Annotated in this window: 15 protein-coding genes and 2 CRISPR repeat arrays; of the genes, 3 read left to right on the top strand and 12 right to left on the bottom strand. The window is 40.7% G+C overall.

The features are described 5' to 3' along the window. Positions 1 to 22: 22 nt before the first annotated feature. Complete coding sequence (locus cpu_RS08025) at positions 23 to 313, top strand: hypothetical protein (protein WP_075859507.1); 291 nt, start codon at positions 23 to 25, stop codon at positions 311 to 313. Positions 314 to 734: 421 nt separating this feature from the next. On the opposite strand, the gene cpu_RS08020 is transcribed toward cpu_RS08025, so the two are convergent. The 6 genes from cpu_RS08020 to cpu_RS07990 form a co-directional block, all read right to left on the bottom strand. Further along, the gene (locus cpu_RS08020) at positions 735 to 938 is read right to left on the bottom strand and encodes a hypothetical protein (protein ID WP_075859506.1); all 204 of its coding nucleotides are present in this window, start codon (positions 936 to 938) and stop codon (positions 735 to 737) included. Positions 939 to 1056: 118 nt separating this feature from the next. Further along, positions 1057 to 2146: a CRISPR direct-repeat array (repeat unit 30 nt; unit sequence GTTTCAATCCCAGATTGGTTCGATTAAAAC). 345 nt (positions 2147 to 2491) lie between these two features. Then, positions 2492 to 3562, bottom strand: coding sequence for a phosphodiester glycosidase family protein (locus tag cpu_RS08015; protein WP_075859505.1), 1071 nt, complete (start codon positions 3560 to 3562; stop codon positions 2492 to 2494). A gap of 132 nt (positions 3563 to 3694) precedes the next feature. Further along, the gene (locus cpu_RS08010) at positions 3695 to 4039 is read right to left on the bottom strand and encodes a tetratricopeptide repeat protein (RefSeq protein ID WP_075859504.1); all 345 of its coding nucleotides are present in this window, start codon (positions 4037 to 4039) and stop codon (positions 3695 to 3697) included. Between the two features lie 853 nt (positions 4040 to 4892). Next, positions 4893 to 5582 (bottom strand): hypothetical protein, encoded by a 690-nt coding sequence (locus cpu_RS08000; RefSeq protein ID WP_075859502.1) that lies wholly within the window; start codon positions 5580 to 5582, stop codon positions 4893 to 4895. Between the two features lie 108 nt (positions 5583 to 5690). Further along, positions 5691 to 6054: a CRISPR direct-repeat array (repeat unit 30 nt; unit sequence GTTTCCATCCCACAATGGTTCTATTAAAAC). Between the two features lie 428 nt (positions 6055 to 6482). After that, a complete protein-coding gene (locus tag cpu_RS07995) occupies positions 6483 to 7262 on the bottom strand; it encodes a hypothetical protein (protein ID WP_075859501.1) in 780 nt (259 codons plus the stop codon). Between the two features lie 80 nt (positions 7263 to 7342). Further along, entirely contained in the window at positions 7343 to 8035 is a 693-nt protein-coding gene (locus cpu_RS07990) for a DUF1287 domain-containing protein (protein ID WP_075859500.1), read from the bottom strand. Between the two features lie 97 nt (positions 8036 to 8132). Here cpu_RS07990 and mntA point away from each other — a divergent pair, with 97 nt between their 5' ends. Further along, complete coding sequence (mntA, locus tag cpu_RS07985; RefSeq protein WP_075859499.1) at positions 8133 to 8564, top strand: type VII toxin-antitoxin system MntA family adenylyltransferase antitoxin; 432 nt, start codon at positions 8133 to 8135, stop codon at positions 8562 to 8564. A gap of 11 nt (positions 8565 to 8575) precedes the next feature. Further along, positions 8576 to 8839 (top strand): type VII toxin-antitoxin system HepT family RNase toxin, encoded by a 264-nt coding sequence (gene hepT, locus cpu_RS07980; protein ID WP_075859498.1) that lies wholly within the window; start codon positions 8576 to 8578, stop codon positions 8837 to 8839. Positions 8840 to 8866: 27 nt separating this feature from the next. Here hepT and cpu_RS07975 read toward each other — a convergent pair whose 3' ends face one another. From cpu_RS07975 to cpu_RS07950, 6 genes are all read right to left on the bottom strand, one after another. Continuing rightward, positions 8867 to 9190 carry a hypothetical protein gene (locus tag cpu_RS07975; protein WP_075859497.1) on the bottom strand — a complete coding sequence of 108 codons (324 nt, stop codon included), beginning with the start codon at positions 9188 to 9190 and terminating at the stop codon, positions 8867 to 8869. Positions 9191 to 9255: 65 nt separating this feature from the next. Further along, positions 9256 to 9834: a Uma2 family endonuclease gene (locus cpu_RS07970; RefSeq protein WP_075859496.1), complete on the bottom strand. Its 579-nt coding sequence runs from the start codon at positions 9832 to 9834 to the stop codon at positions 9256 to 9258. 106 nt (positions 9835 to 9940) lie between these two features. Next, positions 9941 to 12142: an ABC transporter permease gene (locus cpu_RS07965; RefSeq protein WP_075859495.1), complete on the bottom strand. Its 2202-nt coding sequence runs from the start codon at positions 12140 to 12142 to the stop codon at positions 9941 to 9943. Then, positions 12142 to 12840 carry an ABC transporter ATP-binding protein gene (locus cpu_RS07960; RefSeq protein ID WP_075859494.1) on the bottom strand — a complete coding sequence of 233 codons (699 nt, stop codon included), beginning with the start codon at positions 12838 to 12840 and terminating at the stop codon, positions 12142 to 12144. The genes cpu_RS07965 and cpu_RS07960 overlap by 1 nt, the downstream gene beginning before the upstream one ends. Before the next feature lie 44 nt (positions 12841 to 12884). Next, complete coding sequence (gene addA / locus cpu_RS07955) at positions 12885 to 16388, bottom strand: helicase-exonuclease AddAB subunit AddA (protein WP_075859493.1); 3504 nt, start codon at positions 16386 to 16388, stop codon at positions 12885 to 12887. Beyond that, positions 16339 to 19611 carry a PD-(D/E)XK nuclease family protein gene (locus cpu_RS07950; protein WP_075859492.1) on the bottom strand — a complete coding sequence of 1091 codons (3273 nt, stop codon included), beginning with the start codon at positions 19609 to 19611 and terminating at the stop codon, positions 16339 to 16341. Before cpu_RS07950 ends, addA begins: the two co-directional genes overlap by 50 nt. Positions 19612 to 19715: the final 104 nt, after the last annotated feature.

Genomic DNA, 19715 nt, shown 5'->3' with positions numbered 1-19715 from the left:
TTTTGGCTGGGGAGGAATTATCATGAAGGTTTTCGCTTTAATTTCTGACATCATCTATTACATTTCAACAATTTTGTTTATTTTGTTTCTTGCTGGAGTTGTTTTAGCTTTTTCGAGTATTTTTGGAGCTATATTGGGAGCTATTCTGCAAACTATTGGTGGCAAGTGGGCTTTTTGGCCTGGCTTTATTCTTGGGATAATAATTTTTATCATTTATTTATACGAAAATATCTTTGGTGATGATAAAACGAAAAAATCACCTTCTTTGTTTGTAGCAAAACGCCGTATAAAATTGGTAAAACATTATTATTAATACCATCCTGGATGCCTTAAAAAATAAGACTTTCGCTGGTAGGAAAACCGCAAAATCGTCGTCGACCTCCGATAGTGCAAAAATCCCTGGGCAGCGACGACTTTTTTATATGTTTTTCCATTTATTCACTACGGGATATTCTTTACTAAAAGAAACCCAGAGTTTAGATACTCTCGCTAAATAAAGAGCCCCGAGTAAATTCAGGGCTTTTGGATCTTTGTCAGTTAAATTTCTCTAACCTTTGAAAAATAAGCAGTTTTCTTTTTAAGGGCGTGCAGATTGTACCTACATTTGAATTAGTGCAGGAATAACCCGGAAGCACGTTCCGGAGCATGGTTTACTTTAAAAATTTTATTAAATGATCCCGTAAATCTACAGGTATCACTACTATTTTTTCCCGGCGTCCAGATAGATTTGCTCTTCAGATAAACACCAGGGCTTTTGCCCAGAGTTTGCCGATGGTAGATTTCGGCTCATCCTTTTCCCAGTTATAGCCATCGTCTTTATTTGAGCCAATCTTTTTAGAAACTACTGTAATTCTTGCCCATCCGCCTTTTTCTACAAGGTATTTTAAAAGCTCTTTTTCCTGAGACTCTAAGTTTTCTAAAACCTTAGATAAATTCAAAGCATTTTTAAGATAAGGAGTAATTTGTCACTCCCGCTCGGGACGATAGCGAGCAGGTGCCAGATTGGTTCGATTAAAACGCCAGAGCGTATTAGATGTACATTTATCCGATAATACCGTTTCAATCCCAGATTGGTTCGATTAAAACTTGATGATCCTCTAATTCCATTTACCAACCAACTATGTTTCAATCCCAGATTGGTTCGATTAAAACTATCCCGGTTATGGTAGAAATTCCGGAGCCGACACCGTTTCAATCCCAGATTGGTTCGATTAAAACTAGTTCTTCTAATTTTTGGGTTGTTGTTTTAGTTAGTTTCAATCCCAGATTGGTTCGATTAAAACCAGCACCATCCACGAAATAAAACTTATCCTGGAAGGGTTTCAATCCCAGATTGGTTCGATTAAAACCGGGGGGAAACGGAAAAAACGGTCTCCTGCTAATGAGGTTTCAATCCCAGATTGGTTCGATTAAAACGAGTTAGTGCAACAACATAATTTATTACCGATTAAGGGTTTCAATCCCAGATTGGTTCGATTAAAACATCTATAGACATAATGACATTTTATATTTTGATGAGTTTCAATCCCAGATTGGTTCGATTAAAACTAAATATTAACACCATATTCATCTCTTCCAATAACTTGTTTCAATCCCAGATTGGTTCGATTAAAACCATTATCAACCTGGCTCAATAATTGAAACTGCTTATGTTTCAATCCCAGATTGGTTCGATTAAAACAGTGCTTTTATATCCGGTGCCTGGTCAGCACTCTTTGGTTTCAATCCCAGATTGGTTCGATTAAAACCCTGGTATATCGCCCTGGCCGCCAGGTAGAAAGCATGTTTCAATCCCAGATTGGTTCGATTAAAACGTGCGGTGAATACCGCATTGTACTCCACACTCTGGCGAGTTTCAATCCCAGATTGGTTCGATTAAAACACTTTTTCAGTGATGCCGTTTCCGCACACTTCGCAAGTTTCAATCCCAGATTGGTTCGATTAAAACTCTACTGCCACAGGTGCGGAGCAGAAGGAAATGCTTGTTTCAATCCCAGATTGGTTCGATTAAAACTTGAAGGAGTAGATTGGATTGCGGAAAACATTGATTGTTTCAATCCCAGATTGGTTCGATTAAAACCTTCAACTTCTCGCACGCCTTGTTCTATTAAAACTTGTTTCAATCCCAGATTGGTTCGATTAAAACCCATAATTAATTATAAAAGAAAAAGATTTTTAAAGAAAGAAGAAGTTTACATTTTTTATGTGAATTTTGGTTCATAATGGCAAATTTTTGATAAAAACTCATTTTTCAAAGATTAAGGGCTATTTTCAACCTTTCGTCGACCTCCCGGGATTTTGGGGGTAACCGCAGGTCGACGAAAAAATCTGTATAATTTTAATTTTAATAGTATATTTACTCATATTTACCTGACATATTTAAGTCATTTCAGCGTTTTATTCACGGTTTATGCAATTTTTTCGTCGACCTCAAGAGGTCACGTTCTTATTTTCACATAGTTTATAAAAAATACAATTTTATTTGACAATCTTAATTTAACGAAATCACCAGGGCATTAGACAAAAGCCTCCCGGGCTTGGTCAGGTACTTGCCGTTTACATAAAGGCCGCTGGAAGCTCCCCCATCAAGATTCATAGCATAATAAGCTCCAAGTTTTTGCATTATTAAAGCCAACTCTTTAACCGTTGCACTATTAACTGTTACCAGTAAAAGTTTATTGCTTTTGGTTACACCAATACCGCTTCTGGCAAAGGAACCATCTTTGATTTTATAATGGGTAAAATTTTCTTTAAGGGGGTCGGCAATTATTTTTCCTTCTTTCACTAAATAAGGTCCTGCTTCCAGTACGGCATGTGCTTTGCTCCAAAGGTCGTTTTCTTGGCTTTTCGGCTCTATCTTAAGGGTTACGTTACTGTTTAATAAATTACCCGGAGGATATAAACTGCCGGTATTTAAGACAAATCCTTGGGAAGGAATGGAAGTTTTACCGTAAACAATTCTAATAACCTTTTGCTTATCAACGACAATATTATACCCATCAGAATATAAAATTTCTTTTCCGCTTTCCGGAGTAAACAAAGTGTATCCCCGCCAGCCGGGTATACGTACCGGATTTAAAGTATGGACCGGGTAAATATACGGTAGCTCCGTCCCTTCTTCACTATAAGCTGAAAAAATCACACTAATATCCCATTTTACGTAGCCAAATATTACTTCATTACCGGGCAAAATACCTACCGAACAGCGTTCTCCATTGCCTTTTCGAATTAAACGACCGTCAATCATTAAATTTCCGTAGGGTTCTTTATAAGCATCATAGGCTGAAAAGAAGGTGCCATTTATCCCAATTAATCCTTTTTTTCTTTTAACCATCGACTCCAGGCTTTCCACCTGGCCAAGTTGGTTTTTGGCCAGTACCGTTTGCATCTTTAGTTTTTTGGTATTTAAATCGACAATTACACCTTTAACGGTAAAATTTTTATTATTGATTTTAAGTTTCTTTTCAAACACCTGATAACTATTTGCCCCTAAAGTTATCTGGGAAAATAAAATAATGCATACCAGTAAAATTGCCCCTAAAGCGATTTTTCTCTGTACCATTCTAAACCTCCTGCTCTCTTCTTAATTTGTCAGTTAAAACCCTGCACTCCTTGAAAATCAAGCACTTTTCTTGAACACTGGGGGCAAATTGTACCTACACATTGTTTATTTTAGCATTATCTCTAAAAGTTCTCAGAGAATCACCGCTATAACCGCAACTTTTTCCTTCCGTCCGGAAACCGTGGCTCTGCCAATGAACACCAGAGCTTTTGCCCAAAGTTTGCCTACAGTAGAAGTGGGCTCTTCTTTAGCCCAGTAAAAGCTGTCATCGTAGGGCGAACCAAGTGGTTCTAAAATTTTATAAGCCTTGAGCGAGTTTTTAGTTTCATAATAAACATATGCAAGGTTATTGCGCACCCAAACATTGTCATCGGCTTTAAAAGCTTTTTCAAAATACCCTCGAGCCGCTAAAATATCCCCTTTTTGTAATGAAGAAATTCCGGAATCCATAAATTTTTCAAAGTCACGATTGGTCATTGGCCCCATCCTTTACTTGCTGTTTTTCGCTTTTCACTTTTTTACCTTTCAAACTTGTAGCCCGGTAAAATTCTCCTTATTCTCGTTTTCGGCAACTATGCTCTTTTTCCTTCTTTTTTTAAAAAATTGACTTAAACCACCAAGATCCCGAGATACCTACAAAGATAAAACCTGCGGCTTAAAGCAACGTTTTAATTGTCATGGGGAAAAGCTAATAGCTTGGGTAGAGCCATTCATCCTAAGCACCCTAACAGTACGACATTAAAGGATAAATAAGATAATAGCTGTGTAAACTGCCAGATTTTAAAAACTTAATGTAGCTCATGCAGTAAAAGGAAGAAAATAGTAATGTAAGAAAATTTAAAATTTATGTAAAAAACTATAAAAGTGATTGTATATTTATAGATTTAATGTTATAAGTATTCAAAAGGCACACAACCTCCTTTTCCCCGGAGTATATTCTCCGGGTATTTTTTTCAGTTATTTCTATGATTTATTCCGAAAAATCGAGTTGCTAAGATTGAATACATTGGAACTCAAACTCATGAGCTTCCATGAACAGGATATTGTCGGTTATTTCATCCGAATAATTCCTTGTCCGCCACGGGTTTTTCCCAAAAGTGGTTGTGTCAGCTTTAATTACAATTGTTCCGGTCAGAAGCAAACATGCTATTAACAACAATGCTGTTATTTTTCGCATCTAAGTTAAAACCCGGCTTTAATAACCGGGTTTCCCTCCCTCCTTTCTATAATTCTTTAATCAAAATATTATCCAAATCTTTTACATAACCTTTTTTGGTTACGGTTTTGTAAGTTGCTACCTTTTTGTAGCGCGGCACTTTTTTGTATGCCGCTACTTTTTTGCCTTGACTTTTTTGTAATATTTCACGGTTACGTAGTATTTTTGGGTGACATAGGTTTTTACCTTTTCATCCCATTTAACTTCTTTCCAGCCGTAATATTTTTCGTCTTTGAGAAAGGTGTACGTTACTTTTTTCCCTTTCGGAAGTGTTGCTGCTTTTGTTTTGCTGTTTGGAGCGGTATACAAAGTGACTGTTCTGGTGGTGATGCCTTTTACATTGGTGTTTTTAATGGGAAGTGGGTTTTTGATGATTTCGGTTTCGTTCCAGTTTACCACTGTTACCGGCACGTAATCCAAAATATTTTTTTCGTCTACACCTTTAAATTTTACATAAGCATAATGGTCGTATTTGTCTTTCCACTCACCCATTATCACCGCTTTGCCGATTACTTTGTAGCTGCCATCTCTTTTTTCCGGGTTAAAAAGGTAGCAGTCCACGATAATGTATTTGCCGTTTTCCTGCAAAAACTTTAGCTTCTTGACATCATCAGGGTTATCAGTGGTTTTGGTCGGGTCCACTACCGCATATTTTATTCCTTTCCCCTGCAGTTCCGGTGGCAGGTCAATGGTAGGGATAACCCCCAGTTTGGGACTATTGCGGTCAATGTAGTTGGTTGCAATTTTACCGTTTTCAGGGTCATTAGGGTCAGGCACTTCTATCAACGCTTTATAATACGCCATTTCTTCCAGATCCCAGTAACCGTCCTGAATCCGTTTGTGCAGAAAATATACTTTTTCGCCGGTGGAAAACTGGAAATGAACGCTTTACCGAGTTTTTTGCAAGTGATAGTTTCCATCCCACAATGGTTCTATTAAAACAATCATTTTTAAAAATTCCGGCCTATCATCAGTAAGAGGTTTCCATCCCACAATGGTTCTATTAAAACTAGGAAAGCAAGTACGGCAAGGCTTACAAGAAAATGTTTCCATCCCACAATGGTTCTATTAAAACGCCAGCGGGTTCTTGAGACTACGCGAGGCCCGTATACGTTTCCATCCCACAATGGTTCTATTAAAACTTTTTGCCACGTAATTAACGTGTTGCCCGTTACAGTTTGTTTCCATCCCACAATGGTTCTATTAAAACCAAGCCAAATTTTTCGGCAATGTACTCCCATCCAATGTTTCCATCCCACAATGGTTCTATTAAAACCATCCTGAAAGCCTTAAAAAATAAGGCTTTCAAAGAGGTAAAAACCTTGAAATCGTCGTCGACCTCCGATAGTGCAAAAAAACCCAGGCAGCGACGACTTTTTTATTACTTTGCTTATATTATTCGCTTTTTTCCGATAATTTTCTGCTGTCTTTTTAAATATAATGTTTTTCTTGCATTAATGCTTTTTCTTTACCCGGAAGATTAAAGGTTTTTCCATTCCTTCAAAAATCGCCTGCATATTTTTATACATTTTCTTAATTTTCAATCCCGCCAGTTCTTCCAAAAAACGGTTTTCAGTGTAACCAAGATTTCTTTTATCGCAAAACTTGATTTTTCATCCTGGCTTAAAGCAAGTTCCGGAAAACATCCAACCAATAAATAACGGCTAAATTTTTTGACCCTACTGGCACTTTAAAACCGGAAATTCAGCCGTTAATTTCCGAAGCGGTTCTTTCCAGGTCATCCAGATACAAATTTTCAAGGTAATAATGGTTTTTTAGATCTATCGTTAATTTATCCCATAAATACAATCTTCTTTGCAATTCAATTGCGTATTCCCTCGTCAGCATACACTTAATCTCAGCAGTATGTAGCTCGTTATTAAACTCCTCCAACGTTTTCAGCCTTTTATCTTTACGGTCTGTGAGAAGCGCCAGGATTTTTCTGCCATGTTCCTGACAATTTTCTTCCAGATAAAACCTGATAGTATGGATAAGACCGGTAATAAGAAAATGCTCTTCAATTATTCCTTTTCCAGCATATTGCCTTAAATGAGCATAAAATTCCGCATTTAAATCCTTTAAATACTGTAAAGAGTGAAAATACTCTTCCTTATGCTTATTAAGTTTTAAAAGTTTTAGACCTCTCGCAATTCCCCCAATACTTCTTAAACACAGAGTCGTAAGCTCAATTCCATCAAAAACATACCGTTCCTTAGTTATTTCATTGATAAAAAGGTCATAGATGTGAATAAACTTATCAATCAATAAACCTTTCTGCAATTTATCCCGGAACTCCTCCCTAAACTCATCTTTGTGTAAAAGTGTTTCGCACAGGCTCTCCAAATCCAAATCAGAAAGTTCAAGATTGGTGTCATAAATTGATAGGATTAACTGATTAACATATCTGTTAAGCTGTGGTTTTAGTTTTTCAACATTTTCGCTATTTAAGTTTTTTATTAAATCTTTTAAACTCTTGTAAAACATAAACAACACCCCTTCCATGCCTCGAAAGACAGGCAATTTTATTCTTACAAATAAACCTTTAAACACATAAAGGCAAAAAACTAATTTTCTAAAGGAAACCGGTAATGCCCGACAATTCCCGGCAGCCACCATAAAAGTTCATCCGCTTCCCGGGGGTAAGGTCCGGCATTATGGATGAGATAAGGTACGCCGTCCGGACGCCGTCTATCGGAAATGATAGCTATATGCTGGGGATTCTTAAAAACCACGATATCCCCACCCTGCCACTCTTTTAAATTTTCCGGGTCGCCAGGAATAAGCTTTAAGGTAAGGCTCCGGGCGTGGCGGCGGAAGAAAACGTCTAAATTTGGTACCCGGCGAAAGTCGATGTTGGGATCGGGTTTGCCTCCTACCCGGGGGTAAGCTTCGGGATGTTCTTTTATGTCTTGATCGACCATCTCTTTTAAATCATACCCGGCGTTTTTAAAAGCCCGCCAGATGACATCGGTGCATACTCCTTCATTATCCGGCGGATAGCCCCCCTGGTAATAGGCACTTTTATAGCGGGGTTTCCGAGCGACTTCCAGTCGTGCTCCCTGGACGATGTCATCCAAATCATATAGGCCGTCGCCATCCTGGTCGTGACGGATAACTACTTTTTCGACTTTGACCTTCGGGCGAAAAGCTTCCTTTAACGTATAGTAAGAATACTTTAGGATAAAACCGTCCCGGTAGAAAATTGAAACACTTAAAGCCAGGAAAACTAAGATAATAAGCAAAAGTTTTTTGGACATTTTTAAAACCTTCCTGCTGGTAAATTTTACTAAAGGTTGTTGACTTTATTTGCAATTTAACATTAGAATAAAAACAAAGCAAAAGGAGACGGTTTTATTGCCGGAACTTATAAAATTAAATATTCAAGATTTGCTTGATAAAATCCTGCCGGTTTTAAAATCCTACCCCCAAATTGAAGCAGCTTATCTATTTGGCTCAGCCCTTGACCGGGTCCGGCCGGATAGTGATATTGACATTGCTTTACTTTTATCTCCCGACATAGATGTAGAAGATCTGGAAAGCTGGACTTTAGCCGAAGAAATTGGTCTTCATTTAACTCGTTTAGTTTGGCGAAGCTTTGATATATCCCTTTTAAATACTAAAGATTATCTATTTGCCATGAATGTTTTAACAAGTGGTAAGCTTATATATGTTAAAAACAATGATCTTTTGGGGGATTTTATCGAAAAGGTAAGTTTGCGTCACCGCATGTGGTACAATTATTACAAACGGGCTCTTCTGGAGGTTGTCGAAAATGACCGCAAATAAATATATCAATAATGATCGATATAGCCTTTCATATAAGTTCAAAAGCGTTTAATAAAGCACCTGTTGATGGCCGCGATGCTTTTACAACCTTAGCTCAAAACGGGGTACTAAAAGAGGAAAATCTTTTAACTTATTTAAAAATGATAGCTTTTAGAAATAAAATTGTCCACGGTTATCAAAGTATCGAAGATGAAAAAATTTTGGAAATTGCTAAGAATAATATTTCTGATTTTAATAATTTCATTAATGAAATATTAACTTTTATTAATAACTGAAAAATCCCGGGGTTTCCCCCGGGTTCTTTATTTTGGCTGGGTTAGCACCAAATACGCTATATAAGCTAAAATTCCGTACACTCCCAGAAAAAACAGCGTCGAAAGAATCTTTTGGCCCAGTTTAAATAAAACGAGACCAGCCAGCAAGAAAAGTAGGATCCCACCGCCGTAAAGCCTTGCTATCCCTTCTGCCCCGTATAAAAAATAAAACGAAAAAGGTAGCATTAAAACCAAACTTAAGATTAAATAGACAATCTTCTTTAAAATCATCCCGGCCAAAAGTACCGCCGCCCCCACTAAAACCAGGGGCCAACCAAAGATAGCCGGCATTAAGCTTGACAAGATGTCCATCTCCCCACCACCTTTAAAAAACTTGCCCAGCAGAACCGTAATTATTTAACCGGCAGAAATCAAACCTACTCCTGGGCAAAAACTTTTTGTAAATCAATTTCTACATCATCCCTAAAAATTCCAGGCTTTATCTTATCTTCCCGGGAATAAATCTCCGGTCGGCCGTAATAACCTTCTTGATTTAAACAATAGACCATCACTATCTCATCCAGGGGATGAACAATCCAGTATTCTTTTACCTTAAATTTTTCATATAATCTTAATTTGGTTATCAAATCCCGGGCAGCGCTTCCCGGTGAAATAATTTCTACTATTAAATCCGGCGCACCTATACAGCCTTTCTCATCAATTTTCTTTGGATCGCAAATAATACTTAGATCGGGCTGTACCACATTTTTTATTTCCTCCGGATTTTCTCTGTCCTCCGTCAGGCGCACATCAAAAGGAGCTAAAAATATCAAGCAACCTTTTAGATTTTGTTTCTTAAATTCATAAAATAAATTACCTAAAACCTGCTGGTGTCGAGCCGAGGGCGAAGGGGTCATGGCCACCAATTCCCCTTCGATAAGTTCCACCCTTTCCCCTTCCGGTAACAAAAGATAATCCCGGTAAGTATTAATATTTTTCGGCTCCCGTTCTAACATACCGCTCACCTGCCGCTTTCTTCTCACCATCATCCTACCATGATTTTACAGTAAAGTAAACGGTGCATTTTTTACTTACCCCCGACCACTTCCGACTTAACACCCTTTAATCCACCTGTTCTTTTAATATTTCCCCCGGAGGAATAGCAGCAATCTTCCGCTGGTTTAAAAACTTGGCAAAAAGCCAGGTGAGCAATAGCACGCCAAACACCAGCCCCCAGGTTTTAGGTTCGACTACCATGTTAAAGGAAAAATCGATGTCTTTGGTGGCACTGGCCATGAGATAAGCAAATAACCTGTAAAACAATGGTATTCCCAGGACAAAGCCCAGCAAGAATAGTAGATCGTTACTGCCCAGGATCATGAAATTGACCTCGTTGTTACTCCAGCCTAAAATTTTTAAAAGGCTTATTACCCGGCGATTTTCCTGGATAATCAAAGATGTTAGAACAAAGATTACAGCCAAAGCAAATAAGACGGCAACTACGCCCATGATACTTACCGAAGCCTGCAGGGGCTTAGCAAGATTTTCTAAAGCCTTTAAAAGATACTGCTTGTCAAAAGATGCTAAAAGTTTATCTTCGGATATATCTAACTTTTGCCGGCTCCAAAGGCCGTTATAGTAGTTTTCTGGATAACCCAGGAGGCGGTTTAAATCTTCCTGGCTTATAAAAATATAGTTGCCGGTAGTAATTTCCGCCACAGCAGTGATGTCTAATTTTAGTTTTTTCCCGCCCGCCGCCGTTTCCAATACAATTTGCTGTCCCGGCTCATAACCACTTTTCTCGGCTAAAGGCTTGGAAATAGCGATAGCCCCACCGCCAAGCTTTATTACCCCACCTTTATCTTTAAGATTCACCATTTGTGAGCCGTGTTTTATCCCGTAAATCTGGGCGTTTACTTTGGTACCGGAAATTTTCCCAGGAATCAAGGTAAAATCTTCTGCTCCCACCGGCAGCTTTTCTAAAGGAGCAGCTAAAAGATACTGGTACTGGAAGTTAAATACCTCTTTAAAACTTTGTTTTACCAACTGTTCAAGGGAATCTTTAGCCGCCAGGCCGTAAGTTAGTAAAAAGGTGGCAAAAGCAATTCCTGCGATTAAAATTATCCCCCGCGCCGCATTGATTGCTCCCTGTTTTAGAGCCATCCGGGCAAGGAAATTGGTCTTTTCGCCAATTTTCAGGAGGGGCTTTTTAAAGCGGCCCTTTTCCAAGCCTTTGATCAGCTCTAAAACCGGTCGCTTCAACATCCCCCTGAGGGCAAGGTAAGTCACCGGAAAAATAAATGCCGCCGGCAGCAGGAGTCCGGTAATTATTATTTGAGGCAGAAATTTAAAGCTTATTATGGGAATATTAAAATACGCGGCATAAAATTGGGCTAAAGGGATGGCCAGGCCTATCCCGGCAGCACACCCCAGAACAGACCCAAACAACCAGAGGTAAAAGGGAAAGCCAAAAAGCGCCCGTAAAACTTCCCCGGAAGTATAACCCAGTGCGAATAGGGCGCCGATTTCCTGCTGCATGGTGCCGATTTGCCGGCGTAAAACCGTAAAGAGAAGAACCGAAGCAACAACTAAAAGAAGGGTTGGAAACTGGGTAGCCATAATTTTGGCCCCTTTTAGTTTGGCATCTACATAATAAACCCGGGGATTTTCGGTGATCTTCTGCAGGGAGAGAAGAGACATACTGGCGCCAAGTTCCGAGACAAACTCATCGGTAATCTTTCCCCGCACCATGTAGTAGTGGTACGGCAACAGCCCTAATGTTTTTACTTCCTCCGTCGGCAGCACCGCAATGCCAAACTCGTTGGGGTCGTTTAAAAGGTCGGAATCGTTTTTAATAATGTAAATATAATCGGGCAGAGCCAAGCTCCCGGCAATTTTATAGCTTTTGCCCTTAAGAGTAATAGTATCGCCTATCTTTAAATTATTAGCTTTTAAAAACAACGGGTCAATATAAATGACCTGACCTGCTTCTTGGCGGGAAAGATACGGCAGGTTAACCCTCTGGCTTTTACTAAAAATCCTTAAAGTCTTCCCCTGCCACTCCACATCTTTTTGGAAGCGTTCTTCGATTGAAAGATTATACTTTTTCTCAAAATAACTTACATCCACCGGCCTTAAGGTAGAAAAATGAGCTGATTCCTGATAGTATTTTTCTTTAAAATCATGGTAGTTTTCGGTGATGTTCTCCATGGCCAGCTGCAAAGCCATGTAAGTCACCACAGCAATAAAAATCAAAAAAATCGTCCCCACGTACTGGGCTTTATTTTTGCGAATTATCCTCCCAGGAATTTTCCCGATTACCATTACCACTCGACCTCCCGGGCGGCAACCGGTGCAGGATTTTCGTTAAATCCCGTCACCTGACCGCTTCTCAAAGTTACCACGCCGTGGCACATCCGGGCGATCGCCTGGTTGTGGGTGATAATCATCACCGTTGCTCCGGTTTCCTTATTTACCCTTTCCAGAAGCTCCAACACCTTTTTGGCATTTTGATAATCTAACGCACCGGTGGGTTCATCGCAGAGAATCAGGGGAGGTCTTTTAATTACCGCCCGGGCGATGGCTACTCTCTGGGCTTCCCCTCCGGACAGTTCCAAAGGATATTTGTCTTTATGCTCCAGCATACCGACCAGCTCTAAAACCGTTTTTATGTCGGCAGGGGTAGCAGAAAGGTCCGCCGCTGCCTGGACGTTTTCGTAGACGGTTAGAGTATTGATGAGATTGTAGAACTGAAAGACAAAGCCTACCTTTTCTCTCCGGTAGCGGGTAAGTTTTTCCGGAGAATAAGAGCTGATTTCTTCCCCGTCTACCCAGATTTTCCCCCCATCGGGCCGGTCAATTCCGCCGATCAAATTAAACAAAGTGGATTTTCCCGAACCGGAAGGCCCTAAAACAGCGTAAATTTTTCCTTTTTCAAAGGATAAACTTACCCGATCTAAAGCCCGGACCTCCGCAGCTCCGGTTTTGTAAATTTTGGTTAAATCTTCGGTTTTAATGAACACATCCCCACCCCTTTTCGTCTGCGGCACACAGAAGTGCACCAATGTCACACCCGAACTTCCTTCTCGAAATTAATAAAATATAAATACTTTTCCTTTACCTTTTTTCCGGTAATTTCTTCCACCGCCCGGGCGTAAAGGTTAAGCTGACCGGCGTACTCTTTTAGCCGTTCATTTAAAATATCCCCGGTGACCCGGTCGGTTTTCCAGTCAACGATAAAAACCCCATCTTCTTCAAGAGCTAAAAGGTCAATTACCCCTCGCACCAGGACCTTTTCCGAAAAACCGGTAGCCTCCGGATAAATTTCACCGACCTTGACTCCAAGAGTAAAGGGAAATTCCCGGTAAATTTCCCGGGCTCTAAGGATTCGCTGGCCCAAGGGCGTAGCAAAAATCCGGGCAATTTTCGTAAAATCAAGCATTTTCATAGTTTCAGGGGGTAAAACCCCCTCCGCTACCAGCGCCTCCCCCTGGGCTTTAAGTCCGGAAGCGGATAGATCCCCTTGAAAATCAATCCGCCGCAAAAACTCGTGGTAAACAATTCCTGTCGTTACTCCGTCTTCAAAGAAAACTTCAGGTAAAAAGATTTCATCCTCATCTTCCAGAGAAATAACGTCATCAGTGCTAAAAACTTCTTTTAAATCGGAAACGCTCATCTTAGCGGGAAGCTCAGCAATTTTTAACCCGGGATAGTTAAACTCCAAACCCGCCCTAAATTGCCCGGTATACTCGGTTTCTTCGGTAAAAGGTGTATTTGTCAGGAGCTTAACCTTAAACCCTTCTGGAAGTTCCCATTGCTCTCCCTCAATTTTTTCCTGCTGCGGGTGAACTTCCACTTTAAGGCAATCGGGTAAATCGCTACCCTCCCTAAAAACTACCGGCCCAATCCAGTCCAGAAAGTTCCCTGCTCTGGCAATCTGACCATCGGACAGAGTTTCTTTGGATGCATCGGTTTGACTTTGCCAGCCGGCTACCTTCTTTTCCAGGTTTTTCACCGTACCCACCATGATAAGCTTTTCTCTGGCCCGGGTCAGGGCAACATACAAAATCCGCATTTCTTCCGCTAAAGTTTCCCGCCGCAACCGCTCACTTAAAATCTGGGAAGCTATGGAATGGCGCCGGATTCTTTTCTCCGGGTCAAAAAATTTAGGCCCAAAACCAAGGTCGCTGTGGAGAAAAACAGTGTTGCTGTAATCAAATTTAAACCGTTTCCCAAGGCCAACCACAAACACCACCGGAAACTCCAGCCCTTTGCTTTTATGAACGGACATTACCCGGACCACATCATCCGCCTCGCCAATTAATTTGGCCGGGGAAAAATCCTCCGATTCTGCCGCCTGGCATAAAAAGGTAAGAAAGTTGTAAATGCCCCCACCGTTAATTTCAGCAAAATCCCCGGCCAGGTCATGTAACAATTTTAAATTTGCCTGCCGCACTTCTCCGCCGGGGTAAGCTCCAAAAATCTCCGGTAAATTAGTTTTACGGTATATTTCATTCACAAGTTCTGCCAAACTAATTTGCCGGGACAGTTTCTGAAATTCAGCCAAAAGCTCTAAAAACTTTTGGCTTTTTACCGAAAGCTCATCCCCTCCCAGAGCTTTATTTTTAAGAGCATCATAGAGAAGGCCTTCGGGGTATTCCTTCCGAACCTGCCAGAGTTCATCGTAGGTTAAACCGGCAACCGGCGAGCATAACACCGCGGCTAAAGGAATATCCTGGCAGGGGTTATCAATTACCTTTAAAAAGCTGGTCATCAGCAAAATTTCCTTGGAATTTAAAAAGCTGCCGGCTCCTTCAACGTAAACAGGTATCCCCGCCCCGGTCAATTCCTCCTGCCAGATATCGGTGGAGCTTTTTAGGGAACGGGAAAGAATGACAACATCCCGGTACTGCAAAGGCCGAAATTCCTTAGTTTCCCGGTCAAAAACTTGAAAACCTTCTTCTTTGAGCTTTAAAATTTTTGCCGCTACCAGCCGGGCTTCCCGGTGGACCGCAGTTAAATCTTCCTCGGGTTCACCGTTTGAGTTATTTTCCTCTTCGGGTTTTCCTTCAATTAAGTGCAGTTCCGCAAAACAGTTAGCATTGGGAAGATAATCTGCCCCCTTTTTAAGAAAAGCTTTTTCATCATAAGAAAGCTCCGCTACCCTTTTTTTCATGATTTGCTTAAAGATAAAGTTTACGGTAGCGATAATTTCCTCGCGGCTTCTGAAATTCAGGCTTAACTCTACTTTCTTTTCGTCAGTAAAATCTTCATATTTCTTTAGAAAAATTTCCGGCCGGGCCCAGCGAAAACGGTAAATGCTTTGCTTTACATCGCCCACCAGGAAAAGATTTTGCCCATCTCTCGCTACATAAGTTAAAATCTCTTCCTGAAGGCCATTTATATCCTGGTACTCATCTACCAGTACTTCCACGTACTTTTCCCGGAGCTCCCGGTAAACTCCACTTTTTAAAATATCAAGAGCCCAGTGCTCTAAGTCGGAAAAGTCAGCAAAACCAAGTTTCTTTTTTTCCTCCTGATACTTCCGGGAAAATTCCAGGACTAACTTTACCAAAGGGTCAAGATAGGAGGTTAAGGTTTTTAACTCTTCCCGAAAATCACCTGCTTCCCAGGAAAAATAACGTTTTTTTATGGTTTCAAACTGCTCCTTTGCTTTATCCCGCAAGTCTTTTGCTTCGTCCTTGCCCCCAACTCCTCTTCCCCAGGAAAAGGTTCCAAATTTCACCTGATTTAAGTACTGCTTTGCCGCCTCGTACCCCTCATTTAGTTTCGCATACAGTCCCCGTACCTTTTCCATATCTTCTTCAAAGAGAGAGAAAGCCCTGTCCTGTCCATACTTTTCCGCTACCCTTTTAGCCCTTTCTAAAAGCTCTAAGATATACTCCAACCACATTTCGGTGCTACTTTTTATTTCCCGGTACCAGAAAGTATCTTCAAACCTTTCCCAGTCCCCGTTAAATAAATTTAATGAGTCCAAAAGCCACTTTTCAGGTTCGGGATTGGACCGGGAAAAACGGTAAAGGTTAAGGATTAGTTCTTTTAAGTTACGGTCATTTTTTTCATCGTTTAAATATTCCAACAGGACAAAAAGTTCCCGGTCCCCTTTTTCGTATCTCTCCTCCAAAATTTCCTCTAAGACTTTATTTTTTAGATAGGTTTCCCTGGGGCCTTCCAAAATCGCAAACCTGGTTTCATACCCAAATACCCGTCCGTATTTCCGGATAATTTTATGACAAAAGGAATGGAGGGTCGAAATATCGGCCACCGGCAACAGTTCTAACTGTTCTAAAATCCGTGAATTTCCCGGATCTTCATTTAAACGTTTTAAAAGCTCCGTCCCAAGACGCTCTTTCATCTCTCCCGCTGCTGCCTCGGTAAAGGTAACCACCAAAAGCCGGTCTATGTCTACCGGCGGTGTATCCGTCAATACCCGGGATAATACCCGCTCCACCAGAACCGAAGTTTTCCCGGCTCCTGCAGCAGCCGATACCAACAGGGCATTACCCCTGGAGGTGATAGCCCGCCTTTGTTCGGCTGTCCAGTTTTTCATCCCCCGCACCTCCCCCTGAAAGCGCCAGCAACACTTCGGGATCTTTTTTCCTGGGTATTACCCGGTATTGTTTTTCCTGTTCTTCCAAACGGCACACTTCAAGATAAGAACAATACCTGCAGCCGGTAGCATCTTTTAATTGATAGGGTATTGCCGAAAATTCTCCGGTGCTAATTTTAAAAATAGCTTCGGTAATAAGTTCCTTAATTTTGGTAAATAGAGCTTCCAGTTCCGCCGGAGTTAAAGCATTATCAATTCTGCCGTCTTTATAAGTTCGTAAATTTACCGTTTTAAACTTGTTGTTCTGGGCATAAAAGCTATCTAAATGTTTTAAACTTTCCTCATCCCTTAAGGCATAACCACTCAGGCGAAAATTTTTATAAACTTCTTCCCTTAACTCCTCCATCGTAAGACCTTCGGCCTTCTCATCTAACATGGGGTTTTGAAAGCGAAAATAAAAGGCTCCCGCAGGCACCAAATTTTCTCCAAAAAGTTCCTTATTTTCACTGGCCACTAAAAGATAAGTTAAAAGCTGAAGGTTAATCCCACCCACTACTTCGTCAAGGCTTAATGATATAGGGCCGGTTTTATAATCAATTATTCTAAGATAGGTCTTTCCCTCGTTCTCATAAACATCTATCCGGTCAATTTTACCGGCTAACGTATATTTCTCCCCGTTGACCTCAAAAACCGGGGATTTTAACCTTTCCTTTTCCCCAAAAGCTATTTCTTCTCCAAAGGGAGTAAATTTAGTAAATCCTTCGAAATATAAAAGAGCTTCAACAGCTTTAAATAACATAAGATACAGACGGTTTAAAAAGTACCTTCCCCGGCTTGAAGCCAGGAATTTTTCTCCGTATTCCTGCTGGGCTTTGGTAAAAGCTTGATAAACTAAGGTTTTTAAATCTTCTGCCAAAAGGGTTGAAAGCTTCTGCCCTTTTTCCCTTACCGTTTTTATTATCTCCGCTACTGCTCCGTGAAGAAGAGCACCGGTATCGGTTGCTTCCGGAGTAAAAATTTCTCGCTCTTCGGCTTTAATGAGGTATTTTAAAAAATATTTTAATGGACAGCTATAATAAGTTTCCAAACGCGAAACCGAAAGGGTTTTAGAAGGGAGAAATTCCTTAAAACCGGCATTTAACTTTATTTTGCCAGGATTGGTGGCAAAAGCCCGGGCAATTTTTGTTATAAGCTCCGGCTTACTTAGCAGTAAAGCATTAAAAGCTCCCTGAGCAATAAAAGGCAGCTCCCCGTTCTTTTTTACCTTTACCATTTCTCTGGAAAGAAGTCCTGTTAAAGCCTGAAGGGTAGTTTCATTACCGTAAGATCCTTCCTCCGATTTTAAATTGGGAAAAGCTTTCTTTAGCCAGTCTACTAAAAGCGCCGGAGTAAAACTTTCACCGGTAAGACTTACCCTGGGATAAGAAACATAAACCCTTTCCCGGGCCCGGGTCAGCGCTAAAAATACGTGAAAATTATCCTCCTTAAGCCGCTGGCGGATTAGCGGTGAAAGTTCCAAACCAACCTTTTTAAGCTTGGCCCGTTCTTCCTCGGTAAAAATTAGCCCCGCTGCCGGCGGTGAAGGAAATTTCCCTTCCACCGCTCCCAAAATAATTACCGCCCTGGCTTCAGCGGTCCAGTAACGTTTGCTGCTCCCTGCCCGCACCTGGTCCAAACCTTTGGGAATCGTTTTTAGAGAAAGTTTTGCCAGGTATGCTAAAAGTTCTTCCGCAAAGGCAGTGGGATTTAAACTTTCAGCGCCAAAAACTTCTTCTATCTCGGTTAGTAAATTCGTAAAGGCCTGCCAGAACCGCTCGCCCTTTTCATCGGAAATTCTCCGGGGAACACCAATTTTTAATAAAAGTTGTTTTAAACTCTGGCTAAACTCCCGATAAGTGTTAATTAAAGGTAGTTTTTGCGAAAAAGAAATGATTTCCTCAAAACCTTTCTCCCAGCTCTCCCAGTACAATGAATTGGGGTCCTCCCAGGCCTCTTTCAAAACTAATTTTTCACCATCCAATCCCCGGCTTAAAAGGTAATTTTCCAGAGCAAAAACTTCATCGGCGGTTAAATTTAATAGGCCGGATTTTAGACAATCGATAGCCGCTTCCCGGTTAAACTCCCCAAACACTCCTTTTAACAGGAAATAAAGTCCGTGGTGGTCAAAAGCAAGGCCTTTATCTACATATACCGGCAAACCGTATTCGTTAAAAACAGTTTTGATATTGGAAATATAGTAGCCATCTTCCGGTATTAATACCAGGATATCGGAAAGTTTATACCCCTTAAATTTGGCAAGATAGCGGATGATCCGGGCCGCTTTTTCCATTTCTTCTAAGGGGTTGGCAGCAGCAATTAAACTTAAATTTTCTAAAGACCCGGAGTAAGGATCAGGAAGAAGCGGGTAATAATTCTGGACCAGGTGAAGAAGTTCTGAAGCTCGATAACGTTCAATTTTTTCCAGTTTTAGCTCTTTTACTTTTATACCTAAATTTAAAGCCTCGGTATAAAGCCTATTAAATATCCCCGGATCGTATTCTGTAGGCAAAGTTACGGTAACTTCGGCGCAGGTTTTTAAAAGGGTTTTAATAACTTCTAACTCCAAAGGTGTAAAAGTATAAAAACCGTCAATAAACACTTTTGCCCCCGCTAAGAACTTGCTCTTAGGGGCATATTCCAAAAACTTTTCTAAAAGTCCCTCGCTGGTATACTCTTCCCCAAATTTTTCTAAGTACAACTTGTATAACAGGTAAACATCTTTTAATTTTTGCTGTAGCATCCAATCCTCTATTTTAGAAGACGCTTTTTCTAAATTCTCCGGTTTTACCCGGTAACGCCGAAACTCTTTAAATAACTTTAAAAGGTCTTCGATAAACCCGGGATTATCCGCAGCTTTTTGTAAAATTTGTAGTTTTCCCTTATTTTCCTGTAAAATCTTTTTCAATGTATGCTGATAAACAAATTCGGAAGAGTTTTTAAAGAAAGCTTTAAACTCCCGGACAACATTTAAAGCAAGTCGATTAAAACTTAACACCTGCAGGCGAAAGCTCCCGGGCAAATCCTCCCGGGTGTTTAAGAGGTACTCGTTTTCAAAAGTAGCACTCTCCGGCACTATATACAGCACCATAGGTCCCAGCGGTGCATCTTTTAAAGCTTTGACTATCTCTTCCCGGCAGTACCGGCTTTTGCCGGAACCCACCGGCCCCCTTACTATCGTAAGCACAATGATCCCTCCAGGGACGGTTCGAGAGGACTGAAAAAGTAACATTTTTTAGGCGCAAATTGGCTTTTTATAGCTGTAAAATCTTCCTTTAAACAAATATTTAT

The organism is Carboxydothermus pertinax (assembly GCF_001950255.1).
Classification (GTDB): Bacteria; Bacillota; Z-2901; order Carboxydothermales; family Carboxydothermaceae; genus Carboxydothermus; species Carboxydothermus pertinax.
The sequence above is the reverse complement of the archived record's forward strand: the minus strand, read 5'-3'. Positions and strand labels throughout refer to the sequence as shown.

What these genes read in the sequence shown, in the direction of transcription:
- cpu_RS08025 (WP_075859507.1), top strand. Translation starts at nt 23, where the DNA reads ATGAAGGTTTTCGCTTTAATTTCTGACATCATCTATTACATTTCAACA.
- cpu_RS08015 (WP_075859505.1), bottom strand. Translation starts at nt 3,562, where the DNA reads ATGGTACAGAGAAAAATCGCTTTAGGGGCAATTTTACTGGTATGCATT.
- cpu_RS08010 (WP_075859504.1), bottom strand. Translation starts at nt 4,039, where the DNA reads ATGACCAATCGTGACTTTGAAAAATTTATGGATTCCGGAATTTCTTCA.
- cpu_RS08000 (WP_075859502.1), bottom strand. Translation starts at nt 5,582, where the DNA reads ATGGCGTATTATAAAGCGTTGATAGAAGTGCCTGACCCTAATGACCCT.
- cpu_RS07995 (WP_075859501.1), bottom strand. Translation starts at nt 7,262, where the DNA reads ATGTTTTACAAGAGTTTAAAAGATTTAATAAAAAACTTAAATAGCGAA.
- cpu_RS07990 (WP_075859500.1), bottom strand. Translation starts at nt 8,035, where the DNA reads ATGTCCAAAAAACTTTTGCTTATTATCTTAGTTTTCCTGGCTTTAAGT.
- hepT (WP_075859498.1), top strand. Translation starts at nt 8,576, where the DNA reads ATGATCGATATAGCCTTTCATATAAGTTCAAAAGCGTTTAATAAAGCA.
- cpu_RS07975 (WP_075859497.1), bottom strand. Translation starts at nt 9,190, where the DNA reads ATGGACATCTTGTCAAGCTTAATGCCGGCTATCTTTGGTTGGCCCCTG.
- cpu_RS07970 (WP_075859496.1), bottom strand. Translation starts at nt 9,834, where the DNA reads ATGTTAGAACGGGAGCCGAAAAATATTAATACTTACCGGGATTATCTT.
- cpu_RS07965 (WP_075859495.1), bottom strand. Translation starts at nt 12,142, where the DNA reads ATGGTAATCGGGAAAATTCCTGGGAGGATAATTCGCAAAAATAAAGCC.
- addA (WP_075859493.1), bottom strand. Translation starts at nt 16,388, where the DNA reads ATGAAAAACTGGACAGCCGAACAAAGGCGGGCTATCACCTCCAGGGGT.